The 25,190-nt window shown below is 70.7% G+C and carries 24 protein-coding genes, 1 tRNA gene, 1 other RNA gene and 1 pseudogene; 4 read left to right on the top strand and 23 right to left on the bottom strand.

Annotation, left to right across the window (positions count from 1 at the left end; all coding sequences use genetic code 11):
* Positions 1–101 precede the first annotated feature (101 nt).
* Together HAV39_RS09010 and HAV39_RS09005 are read left to right on the top strand one after the other, a co-directional pair.
* Complete coding sequence (locus HAV39_RS09010; protein WP_373311890.1) at positions 102–734, top strand: HNH endonuclease family protein; 633 nt, start codon at positions 102–104, stop codon at positions 732–734.
* 79 nt (positions 735–813) lie between these two features.
* Positions 814–1,053 (top strand): annotated as a pseudogene (locus HAV39_RS09005) (hypothetical protein); the annotation flags it as partial.
* A gap of 9 nt (positions 1,054–1,062) precedes the next feature.
* Here the strand turns inward: HAV39_RS09005 and HAV39_RS09000 are convergent.
* Both HAV39_RS09000 and HAV39_RS08995 read right to left on the bottom strand, forming a co-directional pair.
* On the bottom strand, positions 1,063–2,148 hold the full coding sequence (locus tag HAV39_RS09000) for a hypothetical protein (protein WP_191838680.1): 1,086 nt from the start codon (positions 2,146–2,148) through the stop codon (positions 1,063–1,065).
* A gap of 183 nt (positions 2,149–2,331) precedes the next feature.
* Positions 2,332–4,002, bottom strand: coding sequence for an ABC transporter substrate-binding protein (locus HAV39_RS08995; protein ID WP_191838679.1), 1,671 nt, complete (start codon positions 4,000–4,002; stop codon positions 2,332–2,334).
* 248 nt (positions 4,003–4,250) lie between these two features.
* Here HAV39_RS08995 and HAV39_RS08990 point away from each other — a divergent pair, with 248 nt between their 5' ends.
* Positions 4,251–6,440, top strand: a complete 2,190-nt coding sequence (locus HAV39_RS08990) for a DNA polymerase III subunit gamma and tau (protein WP_191838678.1) — start codon at positions 4,251–4,253, stop codon at positions 6,438–6,440.
* A 147-nt stretch (positions 6,441–6,587) separates the two neighbouring features.
* Here the strand turns inward: HAV39_RS08990 and HAV39_RS08985 are convergent, their stop codons facing one another.
* From HAV39_RS08985 to ffs, 8 genes are all read right to left on the bottom strand, one after another.
* Positions 6,588–7,604, bottom strand: a complete 1,017-nt coding sequence (locus HAV39_RS08985) for an ABC transporter ATP-binding protein (RefSeq protein ID WP_191838677.1) — start codon at positions 7,602–7,604, stop codon at positions 6,588–6,590.
* Between the two features lie 64 nt (positions 7,605–7,668).
* Positions 7,669–8,805: an ABC transporter ATP-binding protein gene (locus HAV39_RS08980; RefSeq protein WP_191838676.1), complete on the bottom strand. Its 1,137-nt coding sequence runs from the start codon at positions 8,803–8,805 to the stop codon at positions 7,669–7,671.
* Positions 8,802–9,815: an ABC transporter permease gene (locus HAV39_RS08975; protein WP_191838675.1), complete on the bottom strand. Its 1,014-nt coding sequence runs from the start codon at positions 9,813–9,815 to the stop codon at positions 8,802–8,804. The genes HAV39_RS08980 and HAV39_RS08975 overlap by 4 nt, the downstream gene beginning before the upstream one ends.
* A 113-nt stretch (positions 9,816–9,928) precedes the next feature.
* A complete protein-coding gene (locus HAV39_RS08970; protein ID WP_191838674.1) occupies positions 9,929–11,686 on the bottom strand; it encodes an ABC transporter substrate-binding protein in 1,758 nt (585 codons plus the stop codon).
* A gap of 68 nt (positions 11,687–11,754) precedes the next feature.
* Complete coding sequence (locus tag HAV39_RS08965; RefSeq protein ID WP_191838673.1) at positions 11,755–12,765, bottom strand: ABC transporter permease; 1,011 nt, start codon at positions 12,763–12,765, stop codon at positions 11,755–11,757.
* A 367-nt stretch (positions 12,766–13,132) separates the two neighbouring features.
* Entirely contained in the window at positions 13,133–13,726 is a 594-nt protein-coding gene (gene recR, locus HAV39_RS08960) for a recombination mediator RecR (protein ID WP_191838672.1), read from the bottom strand.
* A 12-nt stretch (positions 13,727–13,738) separates the two neighbouring features.
* Positions 13,739–14,044: a YbaB/EbfC family nucleoid-associated protein gene (locus HAV39_RS08955; protein WP_223124405.1), complete on the bottom strand. Its 306-nt coding sequence runs from the start codon at positions 14,042–14,044 to the stop codon at positions 13,739–13,741.
* 135 nt (positions 14,045–14,179) lie between these two features.
* Positions 14,180–14,275: signal recognition particle sRNA small type (gene ffs / locus HAV39_RS08950), an RNA gene on the bottom strand.
* A gap of 59 nt (positions 14,276–14,334) precedes the next feature.
* On the opposite strand from ffs, the gene HAV39_RS08945 reads away from it, so the two are divergent.
* A tRNA-Ser gene (locus HAV39_RS08945) sits at positions 14,335–14,419 on the top strand.
* A gap of 88 nt (positions 14,420–14,507) precedes the next feature.
* On the opposite strand, the gene HAV39_RS08940 is transcribed toward HAV39_RS08945, so the two are convergent.
* The 13 genes from HAV39_RS08940 to HAV39_RS08880 all read right to left on the bottom strand — a co-directional run bounded on the left by HAV39_RS08940 (position 14,508) and on the right by HAV39_RS08880 (position 25,096).
* On the bottom strand, positions 14,508–15,797 hold the full coding sequence (locus tag HAV39_RS08940; protein WP_191838670.1) for a tyrosine-type recombinase/integrase: 1,290 nt from the start codon (positions 15,795–15,797) through the stop codon (positions 14,508–14,510).
* Positions 15,798–15,824: 27 nt separating this feature from the next.
* The gene (locus tag HAV39_RS08935; RefSeq protein ID WP_191838669.1) at positions 15,825–16,013 is read right to left on the bottom strand and encodes a helix-turn-helix domain-containing protein; all 189 of its coding nucleotides are present in this window, start codon (positions 16,011–16,013) and stop codon (positions 15,825–15,827) included.
* A gap of 248 nt (positions 16,014–16,261) precedes the next feature.
* Positions 16,262–17,779: a YfjI family protein gene (locus tag HAV39_RS08930; protein ID WP_191838668.1), complete on the bottom strand. Its 1,518-nt coding sequence runs from the start codon at positions 17,777–17,779 to the stop codon at positions 16,262–16,264.
* Entirely contained in the window at positions 17,776–18,651 is an 876-nt protein-coding gene (locus HAV39_RS08925) for a bifunctional DNA primase/polymerase (RefSeq protein WP_191838667.1), read from the bottom strand. The genes HAV39_RS08930 and HAV39_RS08925 overlap by 4 nt, the downstream gene beginning before the upstream one ends.
* Positions 18,651–19,544, bottom strand: coding sequence for a hypothetical protein (locus HAV39_RS08920; RefSeq protein ID WP_191838666.1), 894 nt, complete (start codon positions 19,542–19,544; stop codon positions 18,651–18,653). The genes HAV39_RS08925 and HAV39_RS08920 overlap by 1 nt, the downstream gene beginning before the upstream one ends.
* Positions 19,541–19,885, bottom strand: a complete 345-nt coding sequence (locus HAV39_RS08915) for a hypothetical protein (protein WP_191838665.1) — start codon at positions 19,883–19,885, stop codon at positions 19,541–19,543. The genes HAV39_RS08920 and HAV39_RS08915 overlap by 4 nt, the downstream gene beginning before the upstream one ends.
* On the bottom strand, positions 19,882–20,151 hold the full coding sequence (locus tag HAV39_RS08910; RefSeq protein WP_191838664.1) for a hypothetical protein: 270 nt from the start codon (positions 20,149–20,151) through the stop codon (positions 19,882–19,884). Before HAV39_RS08910 ends, HAV39_RS08915 begins: the two co-directional genes overlap by 4 nt.
* Positions 20,152–20,298: 147 nt before the next feature.
* Complete coding sequence (locus HAV39_RS08905; RefSeq protein ID WP_191838663.1) at positions 20,299–22,380, bottom strand: AAA family ATPase; 2,082 nt, start codon at positions 22,378–22,380, stop codon at positions 20,299–20,301.
* A gap of 4 nt (positions 22,381–22,384) precedes the next feature.
* Positions 22,385–22,606, bottom strand: a complete 222-nt coding sequence (locus HAV39_RS08900) for a hypothetical protein (protein WP_191838662.1) — start codon at positions 22,604–22,606, stop codon at positions 22,385–22,387.
* A gap of 588 nt (positions 22,607–23,194) precedes the next feature.
* Complete coding sequence (locus tag HAV39_RS08895) at positions 23,195–24,055, bottom strand: ABC transporter permease (RefSeq protein ID WP_191838661.1); 861 nt, start codon at positions 24,053–24,055, stop codon at positions 23,195–23,197.
* The gene (locus HAV39_RS08890; RefSeq protein WP_191838660.1) at positions 24,052–24,393 is read right to left on the bottom strand and encodes a hypothetical protein; all 342 of its coding nucleotides are present in this window, start codon (positions 24,391–24,393) and stop codon (positions 24,052–24,054) included. Before HAV39_RS08890 ends, HAV39_RS08895 begins: the two co-directional genes overlap by 4 nt.
* A complete protein-coding gene (locus HAV39_RS08885) occupies positions 24,393–24,692 on the bottom strand; it encodes a hypothetical protein (RefSeq protein ID WP_191838659.1) in 300 nt (99 codons plus the stop codon). Before HAV39_RS08885 ends, HAV39_RS08890 begins: the two co-directional genes overlap by 1 nt.
* The gene (locus tag HAV39_RS08880; RefSeq protein ID WP_191838658.1) at positions 24,689–25,096 is read right to left on the bottom strand and encodes a hypothetical protein; all 408 of its coding nucleotides are present in this window, start codon (positions 25,094–25,096) and stop codon (positions 24,689–24,691) included. Before HAV39_RS08880 ends, HAV39_RS08885 begins: the two co-directional genes overlap by 4 nt.
* Positions 25,097–25,190 lie beyond the last annotated feature (94 nt).

Here is a 25,190-nt window from a genome sequence, read left to right as displayed (position 1 = left end):
GAACGCGAAGGTGAGGGATACGAGGTGATGGTGAGGACTGCTCGTATGGTGAGCGGGTGCGATCCCCCAAACCCCCCAGACGTACCAGAATTCTCCTACTCCTGGTGGCGGCCGTCGCGGCCGCCGCGACCACCGCGTGCGACCCGGTCGACAGCACTCCCGGCAACCCGGCGGGGCCCGGTGGCGTCAACGTCGACCCGAACGCGGGCGGCAACGCGCTCGCCTCGCTGTCCAGCCTGAAGGTCGCCACCGCCCGGCCGATGACCGGCTACACGCGGGAGAAGTTCCCGCACTGGAACAAGGCCGGGTCCAACTGCGACGTGCGCGACACCGTGCTCGCCCGCGACGGCAAGAACATCAAGCTGAACGGCTGCAACGTCACCGGCGGCGAGTGGTCCAGCGTGTACGACGGCCTCAAGACCAGTGACCCGCTCAAGGTCGACATCGACCACATGGTGCCGCTGGCCAACGCATGGCGCTCCGGCGCGGACGACTGGACCAACGAGAAGCGTTCGCAGTTCGCCAACGACCTGGAGCGGCCGCAGCTGTTCGCGGTGTCGGCGACCAGCAACCGGTCCAAGGGCGACCAGGACCCGTCGACGTGGAAGCCGCCAAGCAAGGACTATTGGTGCACTTATGCGCAACAATGGATCACGGTGAAGACCTACTGGAAACTCACCGTGACCACGGCCGAGAAGGCCGCCCTGACGGACATGCTGGGGACTTGTGTATGAGTGAGCGCAGCGAGCGAATCATGACCGCCGGACCTCATGCCGCGAACGCGCGGAGCGGGTTCGTGGCATGAGTGAGCTGACCACGAACATCGTCGCCGGGCCTGGCGGAGTCATGACCGACGAGGTGGGTGTGGTCACCGGTGAGCTGACGCTCGCCACGGAGCCGGTCGGCGACGGCACCGCCCGGCTCCGCGTGCAGTACCTGGGCGCCGAGGAGTGGTACACGGTGACCGGCGCGACCGTGCCGGTCACCGACCCCGCCCAGGCCGCGTCGCTGCATGCGCTGGCCGTGGGCCTGCTGAACCGCCCGGAGGGCTGACGCCGGGCGTCAGCCCCGGTCGGCGGCGCGCTTGCGCAGGGCGAGGGCGATGCTGGTGCCGACGATGAGCAGGCCCAGCAGGGAGTACAGCAGGATCCCGGTCACCTCGTCGAGGAAGCTGTACGGCTCCTCGTCGGCCAGGTCCTCCTGCACCGCGACCGGCATGTGCTCGGGCTGGGTCAGGGCGACCGCCTGGTTCTCCGCGTCCGGCCCGTCGGCGACCGGGGCCGGGTCGGCCGGCACGGCCCGCGGCGCGGGCGGCGCGAACACGTCGCTCCGGGTGCCGGGCAGGTGCCTGGTGCAGCGGCCGGTGTCGTACACGCACACCATGTAGACGGCCAGGTTGTCGGTGACGATCCGGTCGTACGCGCCCTCGACCGTCATCGCCACGTGCGGCTCCGCCGGCGCCGGCCCGGTCAGCCGCATGGTGAAGGCCAGCCGGCGGGACTCCCCCGCCGGCAGCTGGACGAGGCAGGCGTCGCCGTCGTCCTCGGGGCAGTCGAGCCAGGTCACGTCGTCGAAACCGGCCGCGACCGGGTCGGCGACGCGCAGCCGGGCGGGCACGGCGGCGGTGTTGCGGTAGAGCACGCCGAACGTCGCGGTGTCCCCGGTGTGCAGGTCCACCCGCTCCTGCTCGACGATCGCCGCCACGTCGGTGTACGGCGGCGGCGAGACCGCCACGCCGAACGTGCCCACCGCGGCGGTCGTGCCGACGGCGCGGGCGCTGACCGACACCGTGCCGCCCGCGCCGAGCGGGGCCTTCTCGCGGGCCCGCAGGTCCAGCCGGATGGTGAAGCCCTGGCCGGGGCTGATCCGGTCGACCTTGCAGGTGGCCGTGGTCTTCGTGTGGTCGCACCAGTCCGCCGAGGCCAGCTCCACCCGCTGGGCGAGCCCCCCGGTCAACCGCACCTGCAGCACGACCTTGCTCAGGTCGTGGCCCGTGGTGTTGGTCAGGCCGACGACGTTGTCGCCGCCGCCCAGCGCGGTGGCTCCGGCTGCGGCGGGCAGGTCGAGCTTGATCCCGGGCCCGGTCGGCGCGGCGGCCGCGGGCAGGCCGGCGGCGAGTCCGAGCGCGGCTCCGAAGGCGACGGTCATCCAACCACGAACCACGATTCCCCCATCGAGCGCGGCACGGCGCCCGTGCGCGCAGCGCCGGCCCGCGCGACGCGGGTCGATTTGCTCTGGCAAGGTGGCAGGCTACCGCTTATCCCTCCAGAAGCGGACATTCCACCCGATGCGACACGCGGCGTTCCCGCGCCGGAGTCGGACCGGCCCAGGTCAGGTGAACAGCGCCGCGGCGAAGTCCTCGTCGGTGAGCGGGCTGGGCGTGATACCGGTCAGGTTCTTGTCCAGCACCAGCGCGTCCGGCCCGTGCACCAGCGGCACCGCGGGCAGCAGCTCCAGCAGCCGCGCGTTCAGCTGCTCGTACAGCGGGCGGCGCTGGACCGGGTCGCCGATCCCGTCGACGGTCTTGAGCCGCGCGAACAGGTCGGCGTCGGTGACGCCGAACTCGGCGTTGGGCGCGGCGAACAGCTGGCCCATGAAGTCGTAGGCCTCGCCGTAGTTGCCGGTCACCCCGTACAGGTGCAGGTCGTGGGCGGTGCCCTTGGCGACCGCGTTGAGGTAGTCCGGCGTCCACCGCAGCTCGACCCCCTCGACCTCGATCCCGGCCGCGCGCAGGTCGGCGGCGAGCAACTCGAAGATCTTCTTCGGGTCGGGCAGGTAGGGCCGGGTGACGTTGCGGGGGTAGTGGAAGCGCAGCTTCAGCCCGCTCCCGTAGCCCGCCGCGGCCAGCAGCTCCTTCGCCTTCGCCGGGTCGTGCGGGTAGGCCGCGACGTCGGGGTTCCAGCCGGGGAGCAGCTCGGGGTGGAAGTTCAGCGCGAGCTTGGCCCCGTCCGGGAAGGCCTCGGCGACCAGCCGCTGCCGGTCGACGGCGTACGCGATCGCCTGGCGCACCTCGGGCTTGGCCAGGGCCGGGTTGCCGCGCTGGTTGATGCCCAGGTACAGGGTGTTGAACGCGGGCCGGGTGAGCACGTGGAAGCCCTGCTCGGCCAGCGGCTTGCGATCCTCGACCGCGACCAGGTCGTACCCGTCGATCTTCCCGTCGAGCAGCGCCTGCTTGCGCAGCCCCGCCTCGACCGTCTGGAAGATCAGGTGCTGCACCTTGGCGGCCGTGCCGTGGTAGCCGTCGAACGCCTCCAGCTCCACCTTGCGAGCCGCCTTGTCCCACGACACGAAGCGGTAGGGGCCGGTGCCCACGGGCTTGTTCCCGTACGCCGGGTAGCGGCTGCCCCCGGCGGGCTTGTCGGCCGCCTGCTCGCGCAGCGCCTGGGGGCTGGAGATCGCGAAGGAGGGCAGCGTGAAGGCCGCCGGGAAGCGGCTGCTGGCCCGGGTCAGCGCGATCTCCGCGGTGGCCGGGTCACGGGCCGTGCAGGACTTGAACAGGCTCGCCCCGAGCCGGCTGGACGCGTTCTTGGCGAACCCGCCGAAGACCGCCTGCCAGGCCGCGCTGATGTCGCCGGCCTGCAGCGCGGCGGGCAGCCGGTACCACCGGTCGAAGTTGGCGCAGACCGCCGCGGCGTCCAGGGCGGTGCCGTCGTGGAACGTCACCCCCCGCTTGAGGCGGAAGGTCCAGACCGTGCCCGTGCCGTCCACGGAGAAGGTCTCGGCCAGGCCCGGGGCCGCCACCGCACCGCCCGGCTCCGCCTGCACCAGGGTCTCCAGCACCTGCCGGGTGACGCGCAGCGACTCGGCGTCCGGCGACAGGGCCGGGTCCAGGATGCGGATCTGCCCCATGGCGAAGACCAGGGTGTCCTCGGTGCTCACCGCCGGTGGCGGGCTGGACGCGGTGACCGGCGGGCCGCCCTTGTCGCCGGTGCAGCCCGCGGCGAGCAGCAGTGCCGCCGCCGAGACCGCCGCCGACCAGATCCGCCACCGTCGCGTGCGCATCGCGGCCACCTCTGTCCTATATGCGTGATTACTCGACGACACAGGGTCACCCGAGGCCGACCCTAACGGCGGTCGATGTGTCGTGGCACGCATGAGCGGGGAGTTGATACCGAACCGTTGTCCGTTCTCGGGCCGGACAGTGCGCGACATATCGCCCGACCGCGCCGCAGCACGCGCCGGTCCAGCAGGCCGGTGGTCATACCTGCGCGGTACGGTAGCGGGCGACGTTCGTAGGAGGTGTACGCCCCGTGGCCCTGGCGCTGTACCGCAAGTACCGGCCTCGCACCTTCGCCGAGGTGATCGGTCAGGAGCATGTCACCGAGCCGCTCATCCAGGCGCTCAAAAGCGGCCGGCTGAACCACGCCTACCTCTTCTCCGGGCCCCGCGGCTGCGGCAAGACCACCAGCGCGCGCGTCATGGCCCGCTCGCTGAACTGCGCCAAGGGCCCGACGCCCGACCCGTGCGGGGAGTGCGAGTCCTGCAAGGCGCTGGCGCCCGACGGGGCCGGCTCGATCGACGTGATCGAGATCGACGCGGCCAGCCACGGCGGTGTCGACGACGCCCGGGAGCTGCGCGAGCGCGCGTTCTTCGCGCCCGCCATCAGCCGCTACAAGATCTACATCATCGACGAGGCGCACATGGTCTCGTCGGCCGGTTTCAACGCGCTGCTGAAACTCGTCGAGGAGCCGCCGGACTACGTCAAGTTCATCTTCGCCACCACCGAGCCGGAGAAGGTGCTCGGCACCATCCGCTCGCGCACCCACCACTACCCGTTCCGCCTCATGCCGCCCGGCGTCCTCCGGCCGTACCTGGAGGAGCTGTGCGGGCGCGAGGGCGTCGCGGTCGAGCCCCTGGTGCTGCCGCTGGTGGTGCGGGCGGGCGGCGGCTCGGCCCGGGACAGCCTGTCGGTGCTCGACCAGCTCATCGCGGGCTCGGGTCCGGACGGCGTGACGTACGCCCGGGCGGTGTCGCTGCTCGGGGTCACCGACAACGCGCTGATCGACGAGATGATCGACGCGCTGGCGGCGGGCGACGGCGCGGCCGCGTTCGGCGCCATCGACCGCGTCGCCGAGGCCGGGCACGACTCCCGCCGATACGCCAACGACCTGCTGGAGCGGCTGCGCGACCTGATCATCCTGCGGCAGGTGCCGGACGCCGCCGCCAAGGGCCTGATCGACGTGCCGGAGGAGCAGCTGACGCGGATGCAGGCGCAGGCGGCCCAGCTCGGCCCGGCGACCCTGTCCCGCTGCGCCGACATCGTGGCCAACGGCCTGGTGGAGATGCGCGGCGCGACGTCGCCACGGCTGCTGCTCGAACTGATCGCGGCCCGCATGCTGCTGCCCGCCGCGGACGAGTCCGGCACCGCCCTGCTCCAGCGGCTGGAGCGGCTGGAAACCGGATTCGTGCCCGGCACGGCCGCCCGCCCGGCCGCCGACGCCCCGGTCCGGCCCCAGGCTGAGGCGGGTCACGCCCAGCGCGACACCGGCCCGGCCCAGCGGGCCGCCCAGGATGCGCCGAGCGCCGCCACCGGCCGGGAGGCCGCACGGGCCGCCGCGGCCAGCGCGGCGGCGCACGACAGGGCCGGCTCCGGCCGCGAGGCAGCGCGGGCGGCCGCGCCCGACAACAGCGGCCCGGCCCGGCACCCCGCTGCGCAGCCGGACGTCGACTCGGGCCCCCCGGCCGCCGACCCCTGGACCTCGGCCGAACCGGCCCGCGCGCCCGAGCCCACGCGCGCCGCACCACCCGCCCGCGCCGCCGAACCGACCCGGACGCCCGCTCCCGCCGTCCCGGCGGCCGCCACGGGGGACGCGGCGGCGGTGCGCAGGTCCTGGGACGAGATCGTGCGGATGGTCGGCCGCAGCAGCAAGAAGGCGGCGGCGTTCGCCCGCGAGGCGGTGGTGCGCGACATCGACGGCAACACGCTGGTCCTGTTGTTCAAGCACAAAATCCACGCGAACGGGGTGGAGAACGACCCCGCACCGCTGATGGAGGCGGTGCACCAGGTGCTCGGCGGCACGTGGCAGCTGCGCTGCGAGGTCGGCGGGGACCCCCGCGCCGCTTCGTCGCGTGCCGCGTCGGTGGCCCCGGCCTCCGCGCCGCCGCGAAACACGCCGCAGAAGGCGGCCGCCCCGGCCCGCCCGCCCGCGCCCGCCGGCGACGACTGGCCGACCCCGGCCCGGGTCGGCGGCGCCGCACCGGCCGCTGCTCCCCCGCAGCCCACGGGACGGCGCGCACCGGTCGTCGACGACGGCCCCCCGCTGGAGGAGCCGCCCTACGATCCCGAGTACGACGGCCCGCCGCCGCGCACGATCGAGGGCTTCGACCCCGGCGACGAGCCCACCGACGAGATCGTCGACGCGGCCGTCGCCCGGCAGACCACCGAGCAGGCGGCCGTCGAGTCCCTGCGCCGCAGCTTCAACCTCGAAAAACTCGACTGATCCGCGCGCGATGATCCGCAGTTTCGGGGAAACTGCTGGTATCCGGGAGTCCGATACCGCAGTTTCCCCGAAGCTGCGGACCAGAAAGCCGACGAAGAGGCCCCGAGGTGCGTGCACCTCGGGGCCTCTTCGGGTGTGCGGGACGGGTCAGCGCTTCTCGCCGAGTGCCATCGGGAAGTGGCAGGCGGCCAGGTGACCGGCGTTGTCGTCGCCGTGGCGGACCAGCGGCGGCGGCGTGGTGGCGCAGATGTCCTGCGCCTTCCAGCACCGGGTGCGGAACCGGCAACCCGACGGCGGGTTGATCGGGCTGGGCACGTCGCCGGTGAGCAGGATCCGCTCACGCTGGCCGCTCTCGCGCCGGCGCGGGTCGGGCACCGGCACCGCCGACAGCAGCGCGGCCGTGTACGGGTGACGCGGCGCGCGGTACAGCGACTCCCGGTCGGCGACCTCGACGATCTTGCCCAGGTACATCACCGCGACCCGGTCGGAGATGTGGCGCACCACCGACAGGTCGTGCGCGATCACCACGTAGGTCAGCCCGAGCTCGGTCTGCAGGTCCTCCAGCAGGTTGACCACCTGGGCCTGGATGGACACGTCGAGTGCCGAGACCGGCTCGTCCGCGATGATCATCTTCGGCTTCAGGGCCAGCGTACGGGCGATGCCGATGCGCTGGCGCTGGCCGCCGGAGAACTCGTGCGGGTAGCGGTTGTAGTGCTCGGGGTTGAGGCCGACCAGCTCCAGCAGCTTCTGCACCTCGCGCTTGACGCCGTGCTCGGTCTTCACACCCTGGATCCGGAACGGTGCGCCGACGATGGCGCCGACCGTGTGCCGGGGGTTCAGCGACGAGTACGGGTCCTGGAAGATCATCTGCAGGTCGCGGCGGAACGGGCGGAGCCGCCCCTGCGACATGTGCGAGATGTCCCGGCCGTCGAAGTGGATGCTGCCGCCGGTCGGCTCGATGAGCCGGGTCAGCAGCCGGCCGGTGGTCGTCTTGCCGCAGCCCGACTCGCCAACCAGGCCGAGCGTCTCGCCCGGCAGCACGTCGAAGTCGAGCCCGTCGACGGCCTGCACCGCGCCGACCTTGCGGCGCAGCACGCCCTTGTGGATCGGGAAGTGCTTCGTCAGGCCGCGCACCGACAGCAGGGCGTTGTCCGGGGTGCTCATGCCTTCTCCTCGCTTCGCTCGTCGGCGGCATCGGCAGCAAACATGATTCGCTCGCTACGCTCGCTCATGCCGTCTCCTCGCTGTGCTCTTCAGAGGCGGAAGGCAGGGCGGACATGTCCGCCACCGCGAGCCCGCCGGTGCCCTCCAGGGTCGGCTTGATCTCGTTGAGCCAGATCTGCTGACGCACGTGCGCGGGCATGTGGCAGCGCACCCGGTGACCGCTGGTGCCGGTGAGCTCCAGCTCCGGCACGACCGTGTCGCTGGCTCCGCCGGTGCGCCCGTCGAAGGCGCAGCGCGGGTGGAAGGCGCAGCCGGACGGCACGTTGATCAGCGACGGCGGGGTGCCCTTGATGGGCAGCAGCCGCTCGGTGACCGGCTGATCCAGCCGCGGCATCGAGCCGAGCAGACCCCAGGTGTACGGGTGCTCCGGGTTGTCGAAGATCTCCGTGGCCGCGCCGTACTCGATGCACTTGCCGCCGTACATGACCAGCACGTCGTCGGCGAGTTCGGCGGTGACACCCAGGTCGTGCGTGATGATGATCAGCGCGGAGTTGAACTCCCGCTGCAGGTCGCGCACCAGGTCGAGGATCTGCGCCTGCACCGTCACGTCGAGCGCCGTGGTCGGCTCGTCGGCGATCAGCAGCTCCGGGTCGCAGGACAGCGCCATCGCGATCATCGCGCGCTGCCGCATGCCGCCGGAGAACTGGTGCGGGTAGTCGTCGACGCGCTTGTCCGGCTGCGGGATGCCGACCCGGGCCAGCAGGTCGATCGCGTGCTTGCGGGCGACCTTCTTGGACACCTTGTGGTGCACCCGGTACGCCTCGATGATCTGGTCACCGACGGTGTAGTAGGGGTGCATCGCCGACAGCGGGTCCTGGAAGATCATCGCCATCCGCTTGCCGCGCAGCCCGCGCACGGTCTCCGGCGACGCGCCGACCAGTTCCTGGCCGTCCAGCCAGATCTCGCCGGACATCCTGGCGTTGCCCCGGTGGTAGATGCCGAGGATGCCCAGACTGGACACCGACTTGCCGGAGCCGGACTCGCCCACGATGCCGAGTGTCTTGCCCCGCTCCAGGGAGAAGCTCAGCCCGTCCACGGACTTGACCACGCCGTCGTCGGTCGGGAAATGGATCTTCAGATCGCGCAGTTCGAGGAACGGCCGCGCGGTGGGATCCTGCCGAGGAGAGATCACAGTGTTCATGACAGCCTCACCCGCGGGTCGACCACCGCGTAGAGCATATCGACGATCAGGTTGGCGACGACGACGAAGAACGCCGCGAACATCGTCACGCCCATGATCTGTGGGAAGTCCTGCTTGTTGATGGCGTCGATGGCGAAGTAGCCGAGGCCCTTGAGCCCGAAGGTGCTCTCCGTGAGGATCGCGCCGCCGAGCAGCAGGCCGACGTCCAGGCCGAAGATCGTGATGATGGGGGTAAGCGCGGCACGCAGGCCGTGCTTCGTGACCACCACCCGCTCGTGCAGGCCCTTGGCCCGCGCGGTGCGGATGAAGTCCTCGCCCATCGTGTCGAGCATGCCCGCCCGGGTGAACCGCGCGTAGGCCGCCGCGTTCAGCATCGCCAACGTGATCCAGGGCAGGATGAGGCTGAACGCCCACTCGCCCGGGTCGTCGGTGAAGTTGACGTAGGTGCCACCCGGCGCGGTCAGGTCGAACTGGTAGCTGAAGAAGTAGAGGAACATCAGGCCGGTGAAGTACGGGGGCAGCGACACACCCGCCAGCGCGCCCGTCATCGCGGTTCGGTCGAAGAAGCTGCCCTTGCGCAGTGCGCTCAGCACGCCGACCGCGACACCGGTGAGCAGCCAGAGGATCGACGCACCGACGGTCAGCGAGACGGTGACCGGAAGCCGGTCCACCAGGTCGTCCCAGACCGCGTGGTTGGTGCGGAAGGAGTAGCCGAAGCAGGGTGCGGCGCAGTGTTCGATGCCGGTGCCGTAGTCGTAGTTCGTGCCGACGAAGACAGCCTTGATCCAGTTCCAGTACTGCAGCCAGAGCGGGTCGTAGAAACCCAGCTTCTCGGCGAACACCTGCTGAGCGTGCGCGTCGGCGGTCCGGCTGAGGTATCGCGCAGCGAAGGTCTCAGGCGTGGCGCCCGCGAGGCGGGGCAGCCCGAAGAAGATCAGGAACGTCGAGATGCTGACCACGAAGAGCATCAGGATCGCGCCGATGGTCCGGCGGATGAAGAAAGTGACCACGATATCGGCTTGGGCAGCCGGTCCGGCCGGGCAAACTGACCCGGCCGGACCGGCCACCCTGCGCCTTCACCTACCTTTGATGATTGCCAGGTGGGTTGGAGCAGGTGTGCTGCTTACTGCGCCACACCCATGGAGAGGTAGTCGTACTGACCGAACGCCTCGTTGACGAAGACGTTGGTCACGCCCTTGCCGCGCAGCGTCAGAGCCTTGGCCCAGACACCCGGCAGGATGACCGCCTCTTCCATGACGCGCTTGTCGACCTGCGCCCAGAGCGCTTCGCGCTTCTTGACGTCGGTCTCGGCGACGGCCTGGTCGATCAGGGCGTCGACCTCGGGGATCATGACGGAGAGGTTGGACGAGCCACCCGAGTCGCGGATGACCCGGCTGTCCACGATCTGCGACAGGAAGCCGAAGCCGTCGTTCCAGTCCGCGCCCCAGCCGTTGACCATCAGGCCCAGGCCGGTGGACGGGCTGTTGCGGTAGGACGGCTTGCCCGCGTACAGCGAGAAGTAGTCGCCGACCGGGAAGCCCTTCAGGGTGACCTTGATGCCCACGCGGGCCAGCGCCTGCTGGAACGCCTCGGCGGTCGCCTTCTCCTTGGGACGCTCGGCCCGGAAGCCCATCGTCACGTCGAAGCCGGTGGGCTTGCCGCAGGCCTGCAGCGAAGCCTTGGCCTTGTCCAGGTCACCCTTGTTGTCCGCACCCGCCGGGTAGACGTTGGTCGGCGCGTAGCCCGGGATCTGGGGCGGCATGATGCTCGTCGCGATCTGGCCACCGGCGAACTCGCCACCGAAGGCGGCCTGGTACGACGTGCGGTCCATCGCGTACATGACAGCCTCGCGGCACTCCTTCTTGTCGAAGGGAGCGACCTTGGGGTTGATCGAGGTGTACCAGAGGCGGGCGACCGACGGGTTGTCGGCGTACGCCTTCTTGTCGGCGTCCTGCAGCACCTTCGGCAGCGCGGCCGGCTGCACACCGGTGCCCGCGATGTCGACGTGCAGGTCACCCGAGATCAGCTGGTTGTCGATGTCGTCGGCGTTCAGGCCGATCTTGACGTCGTACGCGTCCGGCAGCGCCTTGCGGTTCGGGTCGGTCGCCTTGTCCCAGTTCGGGTTGCGCTTGAGCGTGAAGCCCTTGCCCGCCTCGTACTTGTCGAACATGTACGGGCCGGAGGAGACGACGTGCTCCTTGTACTTCACACCGGTGTCCTTCGCGGCCGGCACCGGCACGGTGGCCGGCAGCATCGCGAAGTAGTCGAAGCCACCGAACGGCTGCTTCAGGTGGAAGACGATGGTGCGCTCGTCCGGGGTCTCGATCGACTTGGTGTCGGCGGCCTTGTCCTTGAACGGGCCCTTGTAGTCGGCCTCGAGGGCCAGCGAGTCGTTGAAGTAGGTGTAGCCGTTGACCAGCACCTCCTTGTCCATCGACCGCATGACGCCGTACTTCACGTCCTTGGCCGTGATCGCCGTGCCGTCCTCGAACTTGACGCCGGCGCGCAGCTTGTAGGTCCAGGTCTTGCCGCCGTCGCTGGGCACGCCCAGGCTCTCGGCGAGGTCCGGGACGAGCTCGCCGCTGGCGGCGCCCGGAGCCGGCTTGAACATGACCAGCGACCGGCCGTACAGGCGGAGCAGGTTCCAGGAGAGGCCGTAGTAGGTGTCGCCGGGGTCGACAGAGTCCCAGTCGGACGAGATGGCCATCTTGAGCGTGCCACCCGTCTTGTCAGACGGGTTGAACACCGAGGTGAGCGCGGCGTTGAACTCCGGCTTCACCTCCTGGGTCTTCGGAGTTTCCTCACCGGAACCGCAAGCTGCGGTGACCGCGAGTGCGAAGACGGCCGAGGCCGCCGCCAGCACCCTTCCCTTGTTTCTCACTAACTTCCTCCCTGGGGGGAACGGTTCGTGTCTCGAACCGCGCTGTGGGTGGTGTTGCGTGGCTCGGGTCAGCGCTTGCTCTTGGGATCGAGCGCGTCGCGGAGTCCGTCGCCGAACAGGTTGAAGGCCAGCACGGTGATGAAGATCGCCATGCCGGGGAAGAACATGAAGTGGACCACCGAGTTGCGTGCCGCGTCCGCGAGCAGGCCGCCCCATGTCACGCCGGGCTCGCCGACGACCTGGCGCTGCACGCCGACGCCGAGGAAGGACAGCGCCGCCTCGAACAGGATGTTCGTGGGGATCAGCAGGGTGGCGTACACGAGAATGGGCGCCACCAGGTTCGGCAGCATCTCCTTGACGATGATGTACGGCCCGCGGGCGCCCAGGCTGCGGGCGGCGTCGACGAACTCGCGCTCGCGCAGCGACAGCGTCTGGCCGCGCACGATGCGGGCGATGTACGGCCAGTTGAAGAAGCCGATGATGAAGATCAGCAGGGCGATGCGCAGCGAGTTGCCGGACAGCCCGAACGCCCTGTCGGGCAGCACCCCGACCAGCGCGATCGCGAACAGCAGCAGCGGGAACGCCAGGAAGACGTTCATCAGGAAGCTGATCACGGTGTCGACGATGCCGCCGAAGAAGCCGGCGATGACGCCCATGGCGGAGCCGATCAGCACCGACACCAGGGTGGCGAGGAAGGCGATCAGCAGGGAGACCCGGGCGCCGTAGACGATCTCGCTGAACAGGTCGCGGCCGTTCTGCGGCTCCAGGCCGAACAGGAAGTCACCGCTGATGCCGCTGTTCTCGAAGAACAGGAAGTTGCCGCGGGGCAGGCCGCCCAGCTCCGCCGCGAGCAGGCTGTTGTCCTGGTGGAACTCGTTCGGGGGGTGGCCGAGCCAGCCCACGATCAGCGGGGCGAAGACCGCCATCAGGATCAGCAGGATCACCACTATGCCGCCGGCCATGGCCGCCTTGTCGCGCTTGAGGCGCGTCCAGGCGATGCGGCCGAGGGAGCGTCCCTCGATCGCCTTCGCGGGGGCCTTGGTCCCCTCAGGGGCCGAGGTGTCGGTTCGCGTGGCCATATACCGGCTGCCTCCCTGCGGAGGCGACGACGTCGCACCGGTCTGCCCGGACGGGCGGGTGGCGGTGCGCCGCGCGCGACATCCGCTCGGTTGTTACCTGCGTGATTCGCGCCGCCCGACCCTCTGTCCACCGTGGGGGCGGTCGGATGACAGGGCGACAGCGGTGGGGTGTGGTGCACGCCACCGCATGATCAGAGCATTCTTCGCAAGTTCGCCCGGCGTCAAGCTCACAGGGTGCCTGTAACCAAGTTCAGGCCGGTCCGTGATGAGGGCGTTATAAAAATGGGACGCCGGGTACGAAGAAAATCGCAGGTAAAAGCTAAGAAGACATCGAGTTATGCGAATCTTTGTCGAACGGGGAGGCCGCTCAGAGGGTCCGTCGGCCCTCGAAAGCACGACCGAGAGTGATCTCATCGGCGTACTCCAGGTCGCCGCCGACGGGCAGGCCGCTCGCCAGCCGGGACACCGTGATGCCCATCGGCTTGACCAGCAGCGCGAGATACGTCGCCGTCGCCTCGCCCTCGGTGTTCGGGTCCGTGGCGAGGATCAGCTCGGTCACCTGCCCCGAGGCGAGCCGGGCCATCAGCTCACGGATGCGCAGATGGTCGGGGCCGATGCCCTCCAGCGGGTTGATCGCCCCGCCGAGCACGTGGTAGCGACCGCGGAACTCGTTGGTCCGCTCGATCGCGACGACGTCCTTGGGCTCCTCCACCACGCACAGCGCGTCCTCACGCCGCCGCGGGTCGCGGCAGATGCGGCACTGCTCCTCCTCGGCGACGTTGAAGCAGAGCACGCAGAAGCGCACCTGCTCCTTGACCCGGGAGAGCGCGGCGGCCAGCCGCTTGATGTCGGTCGGATCGGCCGAGAGCACGTGGAACGCGATGCGCTGGGCGCTCTTGGGCCCCACTCCGGGGAGCCGGCCGAGCTCGTCGATGAGGTCCTGGATCGCGCCTTCGTACACGGTCGGCCGGGCCTAGAAGGGAAGGCCCATGCCGCCGAGACCGGCGGACAGCGGACCCATCTTCTGCTCGGTGAGCTTGCGCACCTCGTCGGCGGCGTTGGTGAACGCGGCGGCCACCAGGTCCTCCAGGGTCTCCACGTCCTCCGGGTCGACCGCCTTGGGGTCGATGGAGATGCTGCGGAACTCGCCGGATCCGGTCATCTTCACGGTGACCAGGCCGCCCCCGGCCGTGCCGGTGACCTCGGCCTCCGCCAGCGCCGCCTGCGCCGAGGCGAGCTGCGCCTGCATCTTCTGCGCCTGCTTCATCAGCTGCTGCATGTTCGGCTGTCCACCCGGCCGCATCGCCGCACTCCCCTACCAGTCACCCGTCGGATGTCGCCCTCAGCGTAGTCCCCGCCACCGTCACCGTCATTGATCATGAGGATGTGCGGCGTCGGGCGGGCGCGCGCGGGCATGAAAGGGCCCCCGTGCACCCGGTATTGCCTGCTTATCCTTGCTGCCTTCCGGCCCTGGGGAGGTTCACAGGGTGCCGCCGCACGGGGGCTACGCAACTGTACCCGGCGGGGGTGCACGTGCCGACCCCGACCCCGGTATGTATCCTTCTCGACGGAGGATTCGCCTAGAGGCCTAGGGCGCACGCTTGGAAAGCGTGTTGGGATAAAACCCTCACGAGTTCGAATCTCGTATCCTCCGCTCTCTGAGCAGTAAACAACAGGGGGCCAGCCCGAACCGGGCTGGCCCCCTGTTTGTCTGTGGTCTCAGTTCTGGTCTCAATCACCCGCTAGACCAGGGCCGGAACGGCGCTGGTGCCGTCGTCCCCCTCGTCCCCCGTGCGCCGTTCCTGCTCGCTCGTCCGCTTCCAGATCGCTCCCCCGATCTGGTCGGCCACGTCCCGGCGGATCGAGTCGGTGACGTGCTGGTACCTCGCCGCCATGCCCGCGCTGGACCAGCCCATGAGACCCATCACAGCACGCTGCTGCACTCCCAGGATCAGGAGCACCGTCGCGGCTGTGTGGCGAGCGTCGTGGAGGCGACCGTCTCGCAGCCCGGCTGCGGCCAGCAGCCGTTTCCACTCCCGGTAGTCCGTGTTCGGGCTGAGCGGCCTGCCCGTGTGGCTGGCGAACACCCACCCTTCGTCGTGCCAGAGCTGGGCAGCCGTGATCCGTTCCTTGTCCTGTTCCTGGCGGTGGGCTTCAAGCAGTTCGACGAGTTCAGCAGGCAGGCCGACCCTGCGCCGGCCAGCGCGCGACTTCGTCTTGTCGGTCGCCGCGTTGGTCTGCCGCTTCTGCGGGCAGTAGCCGGGCGAACGGCCGCAGGTGCCGCCGCAGCCGTGCGCGTACGTTGGCCGCAGGCGGCTACGTCGCACCCGCAGTTCTCCCCTGTCCAGGTCGAGGTCTGGCCACTGAAGTCCCAGCACTTCGCCTTGCCGCAGTCCCAGCGCAAGCGCGATGGCCCACCTGGCGCTGTTGCGATGCTTGCCCGCTTCGGCGAGGAAGCGCTGTACCTCCTCGATCGTGTAGGGCTCCACCTCTTCCTCGTCGAGCTGCGGTGCCGTCGCGTACGTCGCCGGGTTGCGCGCCAGATACTGCCGCTTCACCGCCTGGTTGAGAGCAGCGCGGATCGTTCTGTGCGCCTGGTGAGCGGTGGCGGCGGCGCTGCCGCTGGCCTGCATCCTGGCGTAGAGCTTTTCCAGGTGCTCAGCCGTGAGTCTGTCCAGGCGGTGAGCGCCGACGCCGGGAATCAGGTGCACCCGCACGGCGACGCGGTACCCGCTGAGCGTGTTCGCGCGCACCGTGGGTGCTGCGATGTGCTCCAACCAGTGGTTGAGCCACTTCTCAACGGTCCAGCCCTTGCCCGGACGTACCACCCGCCCGGCGTCGCGGTCACGTTCGAGACCGCGCACCTTCTGCAAGACCTCGGCCTCAGTCTTGGCGCTTACGTGCCGCCGGTCGGGCTTGCCATTGTCCAGCGTTCCCATGGTCACGCGGCCGTGCCATCTGCCGTCGTTGCCCTGGTAGATGGTCGCCGCCATGTTCGGTGCGCGGGTGCCCTCCGCGCGCTTCCTGGGCATTCTGTCGTTCCTCCTGTTGGCCGATGATCAGAGCTGAGCGACGTAGGTCTCCAGGTCCCCGCGCCGGAAGCGACGCAGTCGCCCGACCTGGACTGACTCAATGAGCCCTTCGCGCACCAGGGCGTAGAGCGATGTCCGGCCGATGCTGAGCACGGCGGCGGCTTCCTCGGGCTTGAGCAGCAACTTGCTCGGGTCGATGGCGGTAGGGGTGGTCATGCTCCGTTCCTCCCTCGAAAAGCAGCCTGAGAGCGTTCCTGAACCAGGATTGATCTCAGCAATGTCCATGTCTCTATGTTGGTGCCCGCTCAAACTCGCTCCCGGACGCCTGGCTTGGTCGAACGTGTCCGCGGGAGCGGTGACACGGTGACAATCGGCCCCCTGAGCGAATGTCTGCGCTGCTCAGGGGGCCAGAAATGCTGTCACCGCCCTGCGGTGACAGGCGGTGACAACGGTGACAGGGAAGATCAACGGCCGTTCGGCGCAGCACTGGTGACGTAGTCCGGCGCGTCGGGGTGTAGTTCGTAGTCCCCTTCCGCCGTGGTGCGGACCCATCCGTGCTGGGCGAGGGTGGCCAGGACTGTCATGACCTGCTCGGCGCGCGGTAGCTTGCGCTGCACGCGGCGGTGCAATTCGCGCCGGGTGAAGGTGCGCATGTCCTTGGTGACCAGTACGGCCAGCACGTCATGAGCGGTCTCGCCCGCGGGGTCGCCGTGGACCAGGGCGAGGGCGGCTGTGTAGTGCGCGATCAGCCACGCGGTGACCTGCGCCGCCTGGCTCATGGTCTCGCCGCTGATCTGGCGCTCCCATGCGTCGGTGGGGTAGTGGGCCAGGTGCAGCAGGCCGGCCAGGCGCAGCATCGCACCGAACAGCTTGTTGGCCCACTCGCGCACGTCGTGCAGCGCGCCACCAGGGCGTAGCTGCTCCTCGATGGTTTCGGCGGCGGCGGCGCGGACGCGGCTGGCCTCGTCGGTGAGGGTCAGCACGCGCGGCCCGTCCCACTCGGCCAGGGTCGTGGCCAGGATGCGCACGGTGGACTCATACCGCGCGGCCACGGAGACCGGCACGGACGGCGAGTCCTGGTCGCGGTATCCGGCCAGGCTGCGCGGCAGGATGAACCAGAACCGCGCGGGCAGCCCACGGCCGAACAGTTCGGCGTTGCTGCCGAACTTGCGTAGTGCGGCCGGCTGAGTCATCACACCGACCGTGAGGGCGGGGTCTTCGATGGTCTCGCCTGCCCTGGTCTGCCGGTCGGTGGACAGGTGCCCGCCGCTGTAGCCCTTCAGGTACGGGTCCAGGTTGGGCGTGCCGGAGTAGCGGCCGGCGAGGGTGTCAAAGATGCCGCCCTCATCGCTGATCACTGCCATGCGTCCGCCGTTGGCGGCCATCATGCTGACCAGGGCTTCGGGGGTGTGGTCGTCGCAGATCAGCCGTGGCAGCGTCGGCACGGTGATCTCTTCCACGGCCATCACCGCGGCCAGGGCTTCGGCGGTGGCCGCGTCGCGCTTGTCAGCGTCGGCCTTCGCGGCGCTGGCGCGGGCCTGCTCGGCGGCGCGCTGGGCGATGTCGCGCCGCGCCGCCTCCTGCTCGATCAGCGGCCGGACCTGGTCGGCCATCTGCTGCTGAGCCTGGTACAGCGGCCGGACCAGCGCCCCATGCACCGGGCTCTTGCGCTCACCCGGCGCGGCGACGGTGGCCACGTAGCTGTTGACCGGCTCGCGCCAGCCGGGCTTGCCCTCCACGACCAGGCGGCGCGCCCCGCACGTCGACAGCACGGACAGGAACACACCCGCGCCCATGGCGGTATCGGTCTGGGTGAACGTCGCGACGCCTTCCACCATGTCGCGCGCCCAACCGGGGAGCACGTCGAGGGGAAACGGCGGCGGCGAGGCGGTGTTGGTACCGACCGGTACGGGCACGTCCCAGCCTGCCCGTGCGGCCTGGTCGGCGGGGACGGCGGCCAGGTGGCGAACCTGCGCGGTCATGCGGCCACCGTCCGGGGGCGGGCCGCTCCGGCGCGCAGGCCGGAAGCGATCGTGCGGGCGGTCTCTGCCGGCCGCAGGCCGGCCTGGTAGGCAGCCTGCGTCAGCAGACCTTCTACGTCCTGCGCCGCGACCGCGCCGCCTGCGGCGAGTTGTCCCAGCGCGACGGCGGAGGCGTACAGGGCGGCGTTGCGCCCGCCCTTGGCGGCCTTCGCCAGGTGCGACAACTGGGAGTCGATCGCGGCGGCCACGTACCGGCCCACCCGGTCAGCGCCCAGCGTGACTGTCACCGGGGCCTGCTCCGGCAAGGGCGCCGGAGCCAGCCCCGTGACCAGCCATTCCGGCAGGTCAGCGACCGGAACCTCAGATACAGCCTGGTACGGGCGGCCGTTGACGACGCTGCCGGCGGCCAGCACGTAGCCGCCATGGGCGCGGGTGTCGATCAGCGGCCCCAGCTTCCCGGCGGTGTTGCGCATCTGCTCGCCCTGGTCGGGGTGGCGGAGGTACAGGTGCGCGCCGCCGCTGCCGGTCGTCACGGTGTACGTGCGGACCGGGGAGACACCCGCGCGGCGCTCCAGCTCGGCCAGGATCTCACCGCCGTGCACGCAGCACTCCCACGGCGCGGGCAGCTCCCCTCCCTTGAGCTTGTCCAGGTCGACCACGACCAGCCCGGACGGGCCGGTCGCCAGACCGACGTTGAACGGACCGGCCGACCAGCAGCGCCGGATGCGGTCGGGGTCGGTGGTGGCGCGCTGCTCCCACGCCCGGACGGCGGGGGTCTTGTCGTCGGGGGTCACGGGGAACACCCGCCACCCGTGTTCGGCGGCGGTCAGCGCGGCGTCCAGCAGCCGCGCGGCGGTGTTGGTGCTGGTCATCAGGCGTGCTCCTTCCCATGGTGAGGTGTCGCGGGCGACGTCTGTCGCGACGCGTCGTGTGAGGCCTCGCACGACGGGTCGGCGGTGAGCCGTCGTGTCTGCAGCGCCGCGTCGACACGCGACGACTCTGCGGCCAGCCGTCGCGCGTCGACGCGCGACGGATCGGTGAACGCGGTCCAGGCGCGGGCGACCGCACCGGAACCAGGGAACAGGTCATCGAAGCTGTCACCGGGGGCCGCGCCGAGCAGGTCGAACATCCAGCGCGTGAACGCGGCTGGTTTCACGCCGATCACGCGTCCGGGCAGCGTCGTCATCGGCGCGACCCCATGCACCAGGGAGTCCGTGCGCCGTGGCCCGCGGTCGTCGGGGTTGGCGGGTCGTCCGCCGTGGTAGATGACCGGCTCCCAGGCGTTGAGCGGCCACCGGCTGGCGGTGGGCCGCTCCCCGCGGTGCCAGGCCGCGACCCGCACGCCAGGCGGGCACAGGGCCAGCACGGCGGGCAGGGCGCGGGCGGAGGTGGACAGCGCCCATCCGTCATAGCCGGTCAGGCGAGCGATCAGCTCAGCGTGGTCTACCTCCCCGCCGTAGTCGGGGTGGTCGCGGTAGAGCCAGGCCTTGCCCGGATACGGCGGATCGGCGTACGCCAGCCGTAGTGGGCGGCCGGGGTCGACGGCTACGGCCGGCGTGCCGACCGTGCGGGCGAATCGGTGCCGGGCCTGGCGGCACCTGGTCGAGCAGCACACCGCGTCCCGGCGCGCGCTGGGCGGGATCGCCAGTTCGCACCAGGCGCACAGCCGTCGCGTGACGCCGGTGTCACGCGACGGCTCGTAGGCGTCGTGTCCAGCTGGGCGCGACGCGTCGTGCTCCGCCACGGCGGAACGGATTGCGCTCACCGCGGGCCTCCCGCGGCCAGGTCGCCGTGGCTGAACACCCGATCGACAACCACGCGGGTCACGGCCAGCAGGTGACGTGCCTGGGCCTGGGCGATGTCTTCGTCGTCGGCGAGGTCGAGCAGGACGCGCAGTTCCATGCGGTCGTTGCCGTGCCGGTCGCGGCGGCGGGTGCCGACGAAGCGACCGACATCGGTGATCCAGATCTCCGGGCGGGAGACGTGCTCGCCGGTCGGCATGGTCAACGCGGTGCAGTGGTGGCCGCCCTCGCACCACTCGGGGTGTCCGGCGCTCTCGTCGCGCTTGACGCGACGGGGCCGTCCATCGGTCAGTGCGCGTGTCATGACGCGTTGCGGTTCTTGGCGCGGGCGGCGCGGGCCGCGTCGGTGTTGGCGTTGTGGACGGCGTTGTAGATCCGGCGTCCGATGCGCAGGCGCTTGCGGGAGCCGCCGCACATCCGGCAGGAGCGGAGCCTGCGCATGATCAGGGTCTTGGCGGTGCCCGTTGCCGAGCACCAGCGGCAGCGACCGAACGGCAGCGCCCAACAGAGCCAGACATAGACGACTGTCACGGCGGCGAGGATCAAGGTAGCGATCAGTTCCGGTGTCACGAGGGGCCTCCCCAGGCCGATTCGGGGCTGGTTTCGGGCATGGCGCTACCCGCTACCTGGTCGCGTCGTCGCAGGTAGTGGGCCGGATGGGAGGTAGCGGACCGGGTAGCGCCAGCGCTACCCGGTCGTGTGCCGCTACCTGTCGCGCTACCGCCCGTCCGGGCCGGTTCGCGCGGCGAGGATCTTGCCGATGTCGGTCCGGCGGTAGCCCTTGAGGACCTTCCCGCCGACCTTCACGTCCACCGACGCGACGCCCAAAGACCGGGCGATCTCCGACAGGGCGTCGGGGGTCAGCCCGGGGTACGCCTCGGGCCAGCGCTCGACCAGCGCCGGGGCGGCGGCGGTCCAGTGCTGGCCGTTGCCGGCGGCCACGTCAACCAGGTCGGCCAGCAGATCCCGGGCCGGTGCCTGCGCCGTGGTGGCCTGCCGGCTGCCGCCGCGCAGCAGCAGCGCCCGGGCGAGAATCGCGGCGGCCTGGTCGGGCGTCGGGTACTGCGACCGCACGGCGGTCGGGGTCGGGCCGCCGGTCATGACGCCCCAGCCCGCGTCAACCACTGGCCGGTACACGGTGCCGGTGATCCCGCGCTTGTACGCCCCGGTCCCCAGGATCATGTCGTTCTCGACCTGCCCAGCGACCGACAGGCACCAGCGGTTGGTGACACACCGGGTGATGTTGGGCGGGAGGCTGGTCTTGTCCGGGATCTGGGTCGCCAGGATGACGACCATGTTCAGCGCCCGCGCCCGCTTGATCAGGCGCTCTGCCGCGTCGGCGGCGTCCTTGTCGGCGGCGAACAGCTCGTGCGCCTCGTCGATGACGATGAGGATCGGGTGCAGCCCGGACCCGCGCTTGCGCGCCAGCTCGGGCGTGACCTTGCCCTCCGGGGCCAGCCCGGCCTGCTTGGCGGCCAGGATGCGCTTACCGCGCCGCTCGGCTTCGCCCAGCGCCCACGCCAGGATCGCCCCGCCCTGCCGGATCGCGTCGTCGTCAACGCCGACCACGTAGGTGGAGCACAGCGGCTCGAAGTCGATGAAGTCGCCAGTGCCCTTGAACTCGGCAATCTTGAACTCCACTGTCGGATCGAGCGCCGCCATCAGCGCCAGCGCCCGGGCAGCGTAGCTCTTGCCCGAACCGGGCTGCCCGCCGATCAGGAACGACCGGGCGAACAGGCTGGTCTTGACCGGCCGCTGACGCTCGTCGGAGCCGAACTCCTCCTCCTTGAACACGCTGGTCTGCGCGTTCGAGGCGACCAGCGCCCACCGCGGGGTGCCCATCTTGGACGCGGGCTGGTAGCCGACCCACAGGTCGAGCTGCCCGGCGTGGTCGGGGCCAGCGCCCGGCCAGACCTGGTCGACCGGCAGGCGCAGCGCGGACGACAGGTTGCCTCGCCGGTCCAGGACCCGCACGGCCTCCATGCCGGCGGGCAGGTTCACCCGCGCGAGCCAGCCTGGTCCGTCGCGGTGGATGCCCGGGTGCACGAACTCGACCTGCGAGCCTTCCGTGAGGCCGGGCAGGCGCAGCGACACCAGTGCCGCCCGCACCTGGTCAGCGGTCAGGCGGGTGAACCGCGGTGAGGTGCTGACGCGGTCGGTGATCGGCTTGTCTGCCGGTCGGCCGACCCGCGCCGCCAGCAGCACCGCGGCGGTGAGGGCGGCGTACCAGCCGATCGGCGGGACCGCGTCCGACACCGCCAGGGCCGAACCCCCGCCGCACGCCGCGAGGGCCGCAGCGCCGACCAGCATCCATCGGGGCTTGGACTCCTTGGACCGGGTGCGGTTGAGCGACTGCCAGGTGTAGGCGTCGTTGCTGGTCGCGGCGTGCTGGCGAAGCGACCAGTTGCCCTCTTCCGCGCTGGCCCACCAGAGCATCCGCCCGACGATGCGGGCCGCGCCGCGGGGGGCGTACAGCGCCGTCTTGATGGCGTACTTCGGGCCGCGCAGCGCGTGGAACGCGGCGAAGTAGCCGACGTTGTCAGCCAGGGCGCGCAGCGTCGCGCGCCGGGTGTGCGCCGACACCAGCCACGCGGGCACCAGCGGCACCCGGCGGCGCGCGTCGCCGCTGGACACGTCCGACCACGTCAGCGTGGCCGCAGTGTCCGGCGCGTCAACAGGAACGCCTTGGTCGGGCTTGTAGACGGTGTACGACTCAGCGTCGACCGGGCCGCCCGGGGCGGGCACCGTGACGCGGGTGGGCTCGTCGTCGTCGCTGAAAACGACAGGGGTCAGTGCCATCGTGCTACCTCCGGTCAGCGTCGAACAGGGCGGTGATCAAGCGTTCGTGCAACTGGGTCAGCAGCCGGCCAGGCGGCATCGTGGGCCGCTCAGCCTCGGCGCGCATCAGCGCCTCAGCAGCGGCGACCGCGCCGCGCAGCTCGGCCAGGCGGTTGCTCAGCCACGTGCACATCTGCTGAAGCTGGTCGATCAGGGCACGCTGGCGGACGATCTCGGCGTGCAGCATCGGGCACTGCCCGCACGGCTGCCCGTCGCTCACGCGCGACCCCCAACGTTCGGGGTGAAGGTGCTGGACATACTTGGTGCGCTCCTTCTGTGAGGGGTAGCGGGGCGCGGCCTGTCCGTAGAGAAGCCGGGCCGTGTCCCGCGTGAGCTGGTCGCCGGTCTGGCGGCCACCGCGACGGGCCAGGGGTGATGAGCCCTGGCCCGCACGGAGACGGTCAGCGGCGTGATGGCACGTTCTGAGGGCCAGGCAGCGGTGTGCCCTGCCGGGCGCATGTTCAGTGCGCTTGGCAGCGCGCACTACAGTTCCGGCACAACGAGGAGAGGAGGGGTGATGCCCGATAGCGGGCAGGAAGGCTCCAGAAGCCGGCCAGGATTGGGCGAGCTGCTAGGCATGATGCTCACGGGATTAGCCGTCCAACTCGGCGTCAGCCTCATCTATCCAGGTGAGGACGGATGGCGGTACTGGCTGACTGTGTTCGCAATCTTCGGGGGCCTGTGGGCCTGGGTCATCCCGTGGATTCAGCGGCAACTGCGTAGCCGCCGATCAGGCAACGGACCGCGGAACTGACACGCTCAATCCGTTAGCAGGTCACTGCTCGTCCTCCTCGATGTCGGCGCGGACTAGGTGGACAAGGCCGGAGGCCAGGCCGAGCACGATGACGGGCAGGCAGGACACGGCGGTGGTGATCTGCCACGGGGCGGTGGTGATGCCCTGCGCCTCCATCAGGTGGTAGGCGACCTGCCCGCACATGCCGACCAGCAGGGACACGATCGTCGACCAGCGGGCAAACTTGCGGGCGCGGGCCGAGATGCCGGGGGTGAACCACACCTTGAGCGCGAATGCGGCGTAGGCGTCCATGCCCAGCGGCAGCGTGATCGCGGTGTCAATCTTGAAGCTGTCCCAGATGCCCGGCAGGGGGTGCACGACACCGAACCCGGTCAGCCGTCCCAGCTCGACCCACCCGGCCCAGATCGCGATGAACGCGCCCAGACCCACGACCAGGATCGGCCAGGTCCGGATCTGAAGCTTGCGCCGGACCGGTGCGGGCACCGGGGCCGACGCGGTGACGGGCAGCGGCGGTGCCGCGACGGGGATCGGGTCGGCGGCGGGCCGCTCGACCGGCCCGGCGGCGATCTTCGGCTCCGGGGCCACGTCAACCGCCGTCAGCGGCGACGGCTCGACCGTGATCGGCTCCGGGGTGATCTCCGGCTCCAGGTCCGGGCCGGTCGGCTCGGGCTGCTGCTGCGGGGCCGGGCCGGTGGTCAGGCGCTCGTCCGGCGCGGGCGCGGCGAGGGTGGCCAGGAGCGCTTTGGCCTTCTCGTCACCGATGCGGAACCGCTTCATCGTGGCGTTACGCGACGGGGCGGTGCCCAGCTCGGCAGCCCACGCGGTGAAGTCGTCGATCATGGCGGCGACAGCGGGCGGGTAGACGCTGGTGGGTGCGGTCATTTCGAGCCTCCAGTGAGTGGGTGGCGGCGCTCGGCGGTCGCGTACACGCGCACCACACCGGGCCGGGATGTCGGGTAGGGGTCGGAGACACCGGTCAGCGTGGTGGCGTCGTCCAGGACGGTCAGCAGGTTGGCCACATCTGCCGTGGGGCCGATCAGCCGCACCTGCACCGGTTCGCCCGGCGCGGCCAGGGAGTCGAGGGCGGCGCGGTAGAGGGCGTGTCGCTGCCCGGCGCGCAGCCGTGCGATCAGCGCGGCGGCCTGGGCGGCGCTCAGCTCTCCGCGGGCGGCGCGGCGGGCGATGTCACCGATGGCACGGCCTACACGGGTGCGGGGCATCAGACCTGCACCTCCGTGTCGGAGGCCTGGCGGTCCAGCTTGTGCGGCTCGCACAGGTACGCCTTGCCAGCGGTGGTCTCGCGGCTGCTGCTGGCCCGGCGTCGCAGCGGCACGGGCGTGCCGGCCGCGTTCGCGGCGGCTTGGGTCTGCCAGCAGTCGTCACAGTCGCGCTGCCCGCCGAACGAGGCGTAGCGGACCTGCCCGCGCTCCAGCGGGGCTTTGACCGCCCGCCGCACCTTCGGCGGTGCAGCGGCCCGGTCGGTGGCCGCGCCGGTGAACAGGTCAAGCTGCCCGTTCACCGCGCCGCCGCCCGGCGTGCTGCTGCGGCGCGGGAGCATGCGAACCGGTAGGGCTGGTTGCGGCGGCGCGTGATCTCGGCCAGGCGGCGCTTGACCTCCGCGCGCTCCAGCTCGGTCAGCTCCAGCGCCTCACCGCGCATCGCCCGGCGCACCGCGACCTCGTCGACGTAGGACGGGTCCGCCTCCAGGTCGAGGGGCAGGCCGCATTCCAGGGCGAACATGAAGTCGTCGTGCAGCGCCTGTGCCCAGGCCGCGCCGCAGGCGACACCGCCGACCAGGTCGGCCAGGTCGTGGGTGTGGTCGGCGCAGTTGCGGGCCGCGACGGCGGCCAGGGGGTGGGCGATGGTCAACCGGTCGTGTGCCGGTTCGTCGGCAGGGGCCGACGCGATAGCCTGAACAGGCATCGCTGACTTCCTTTCCACAGGTGGGATGGGTGCGAAGGCCCCAGCGGGAGGCAAGCCCGCTGGGGCCACTTGCTGTCCGCCTGTCTGGCGGCCA

This window comes from Catellatospora chokoriensis (genome assembly GCF_011297315.1).
GTDB classification, from domain to species: Bacteria; Actinomycetota; Actinomycetes; order Mycobacteriales; family Micromonosporaceae; genus Catellatospora; species Catellatospora citrea.
This window is presented reverse-complemented; position numbering and strand designations above follow the sequence as displayed.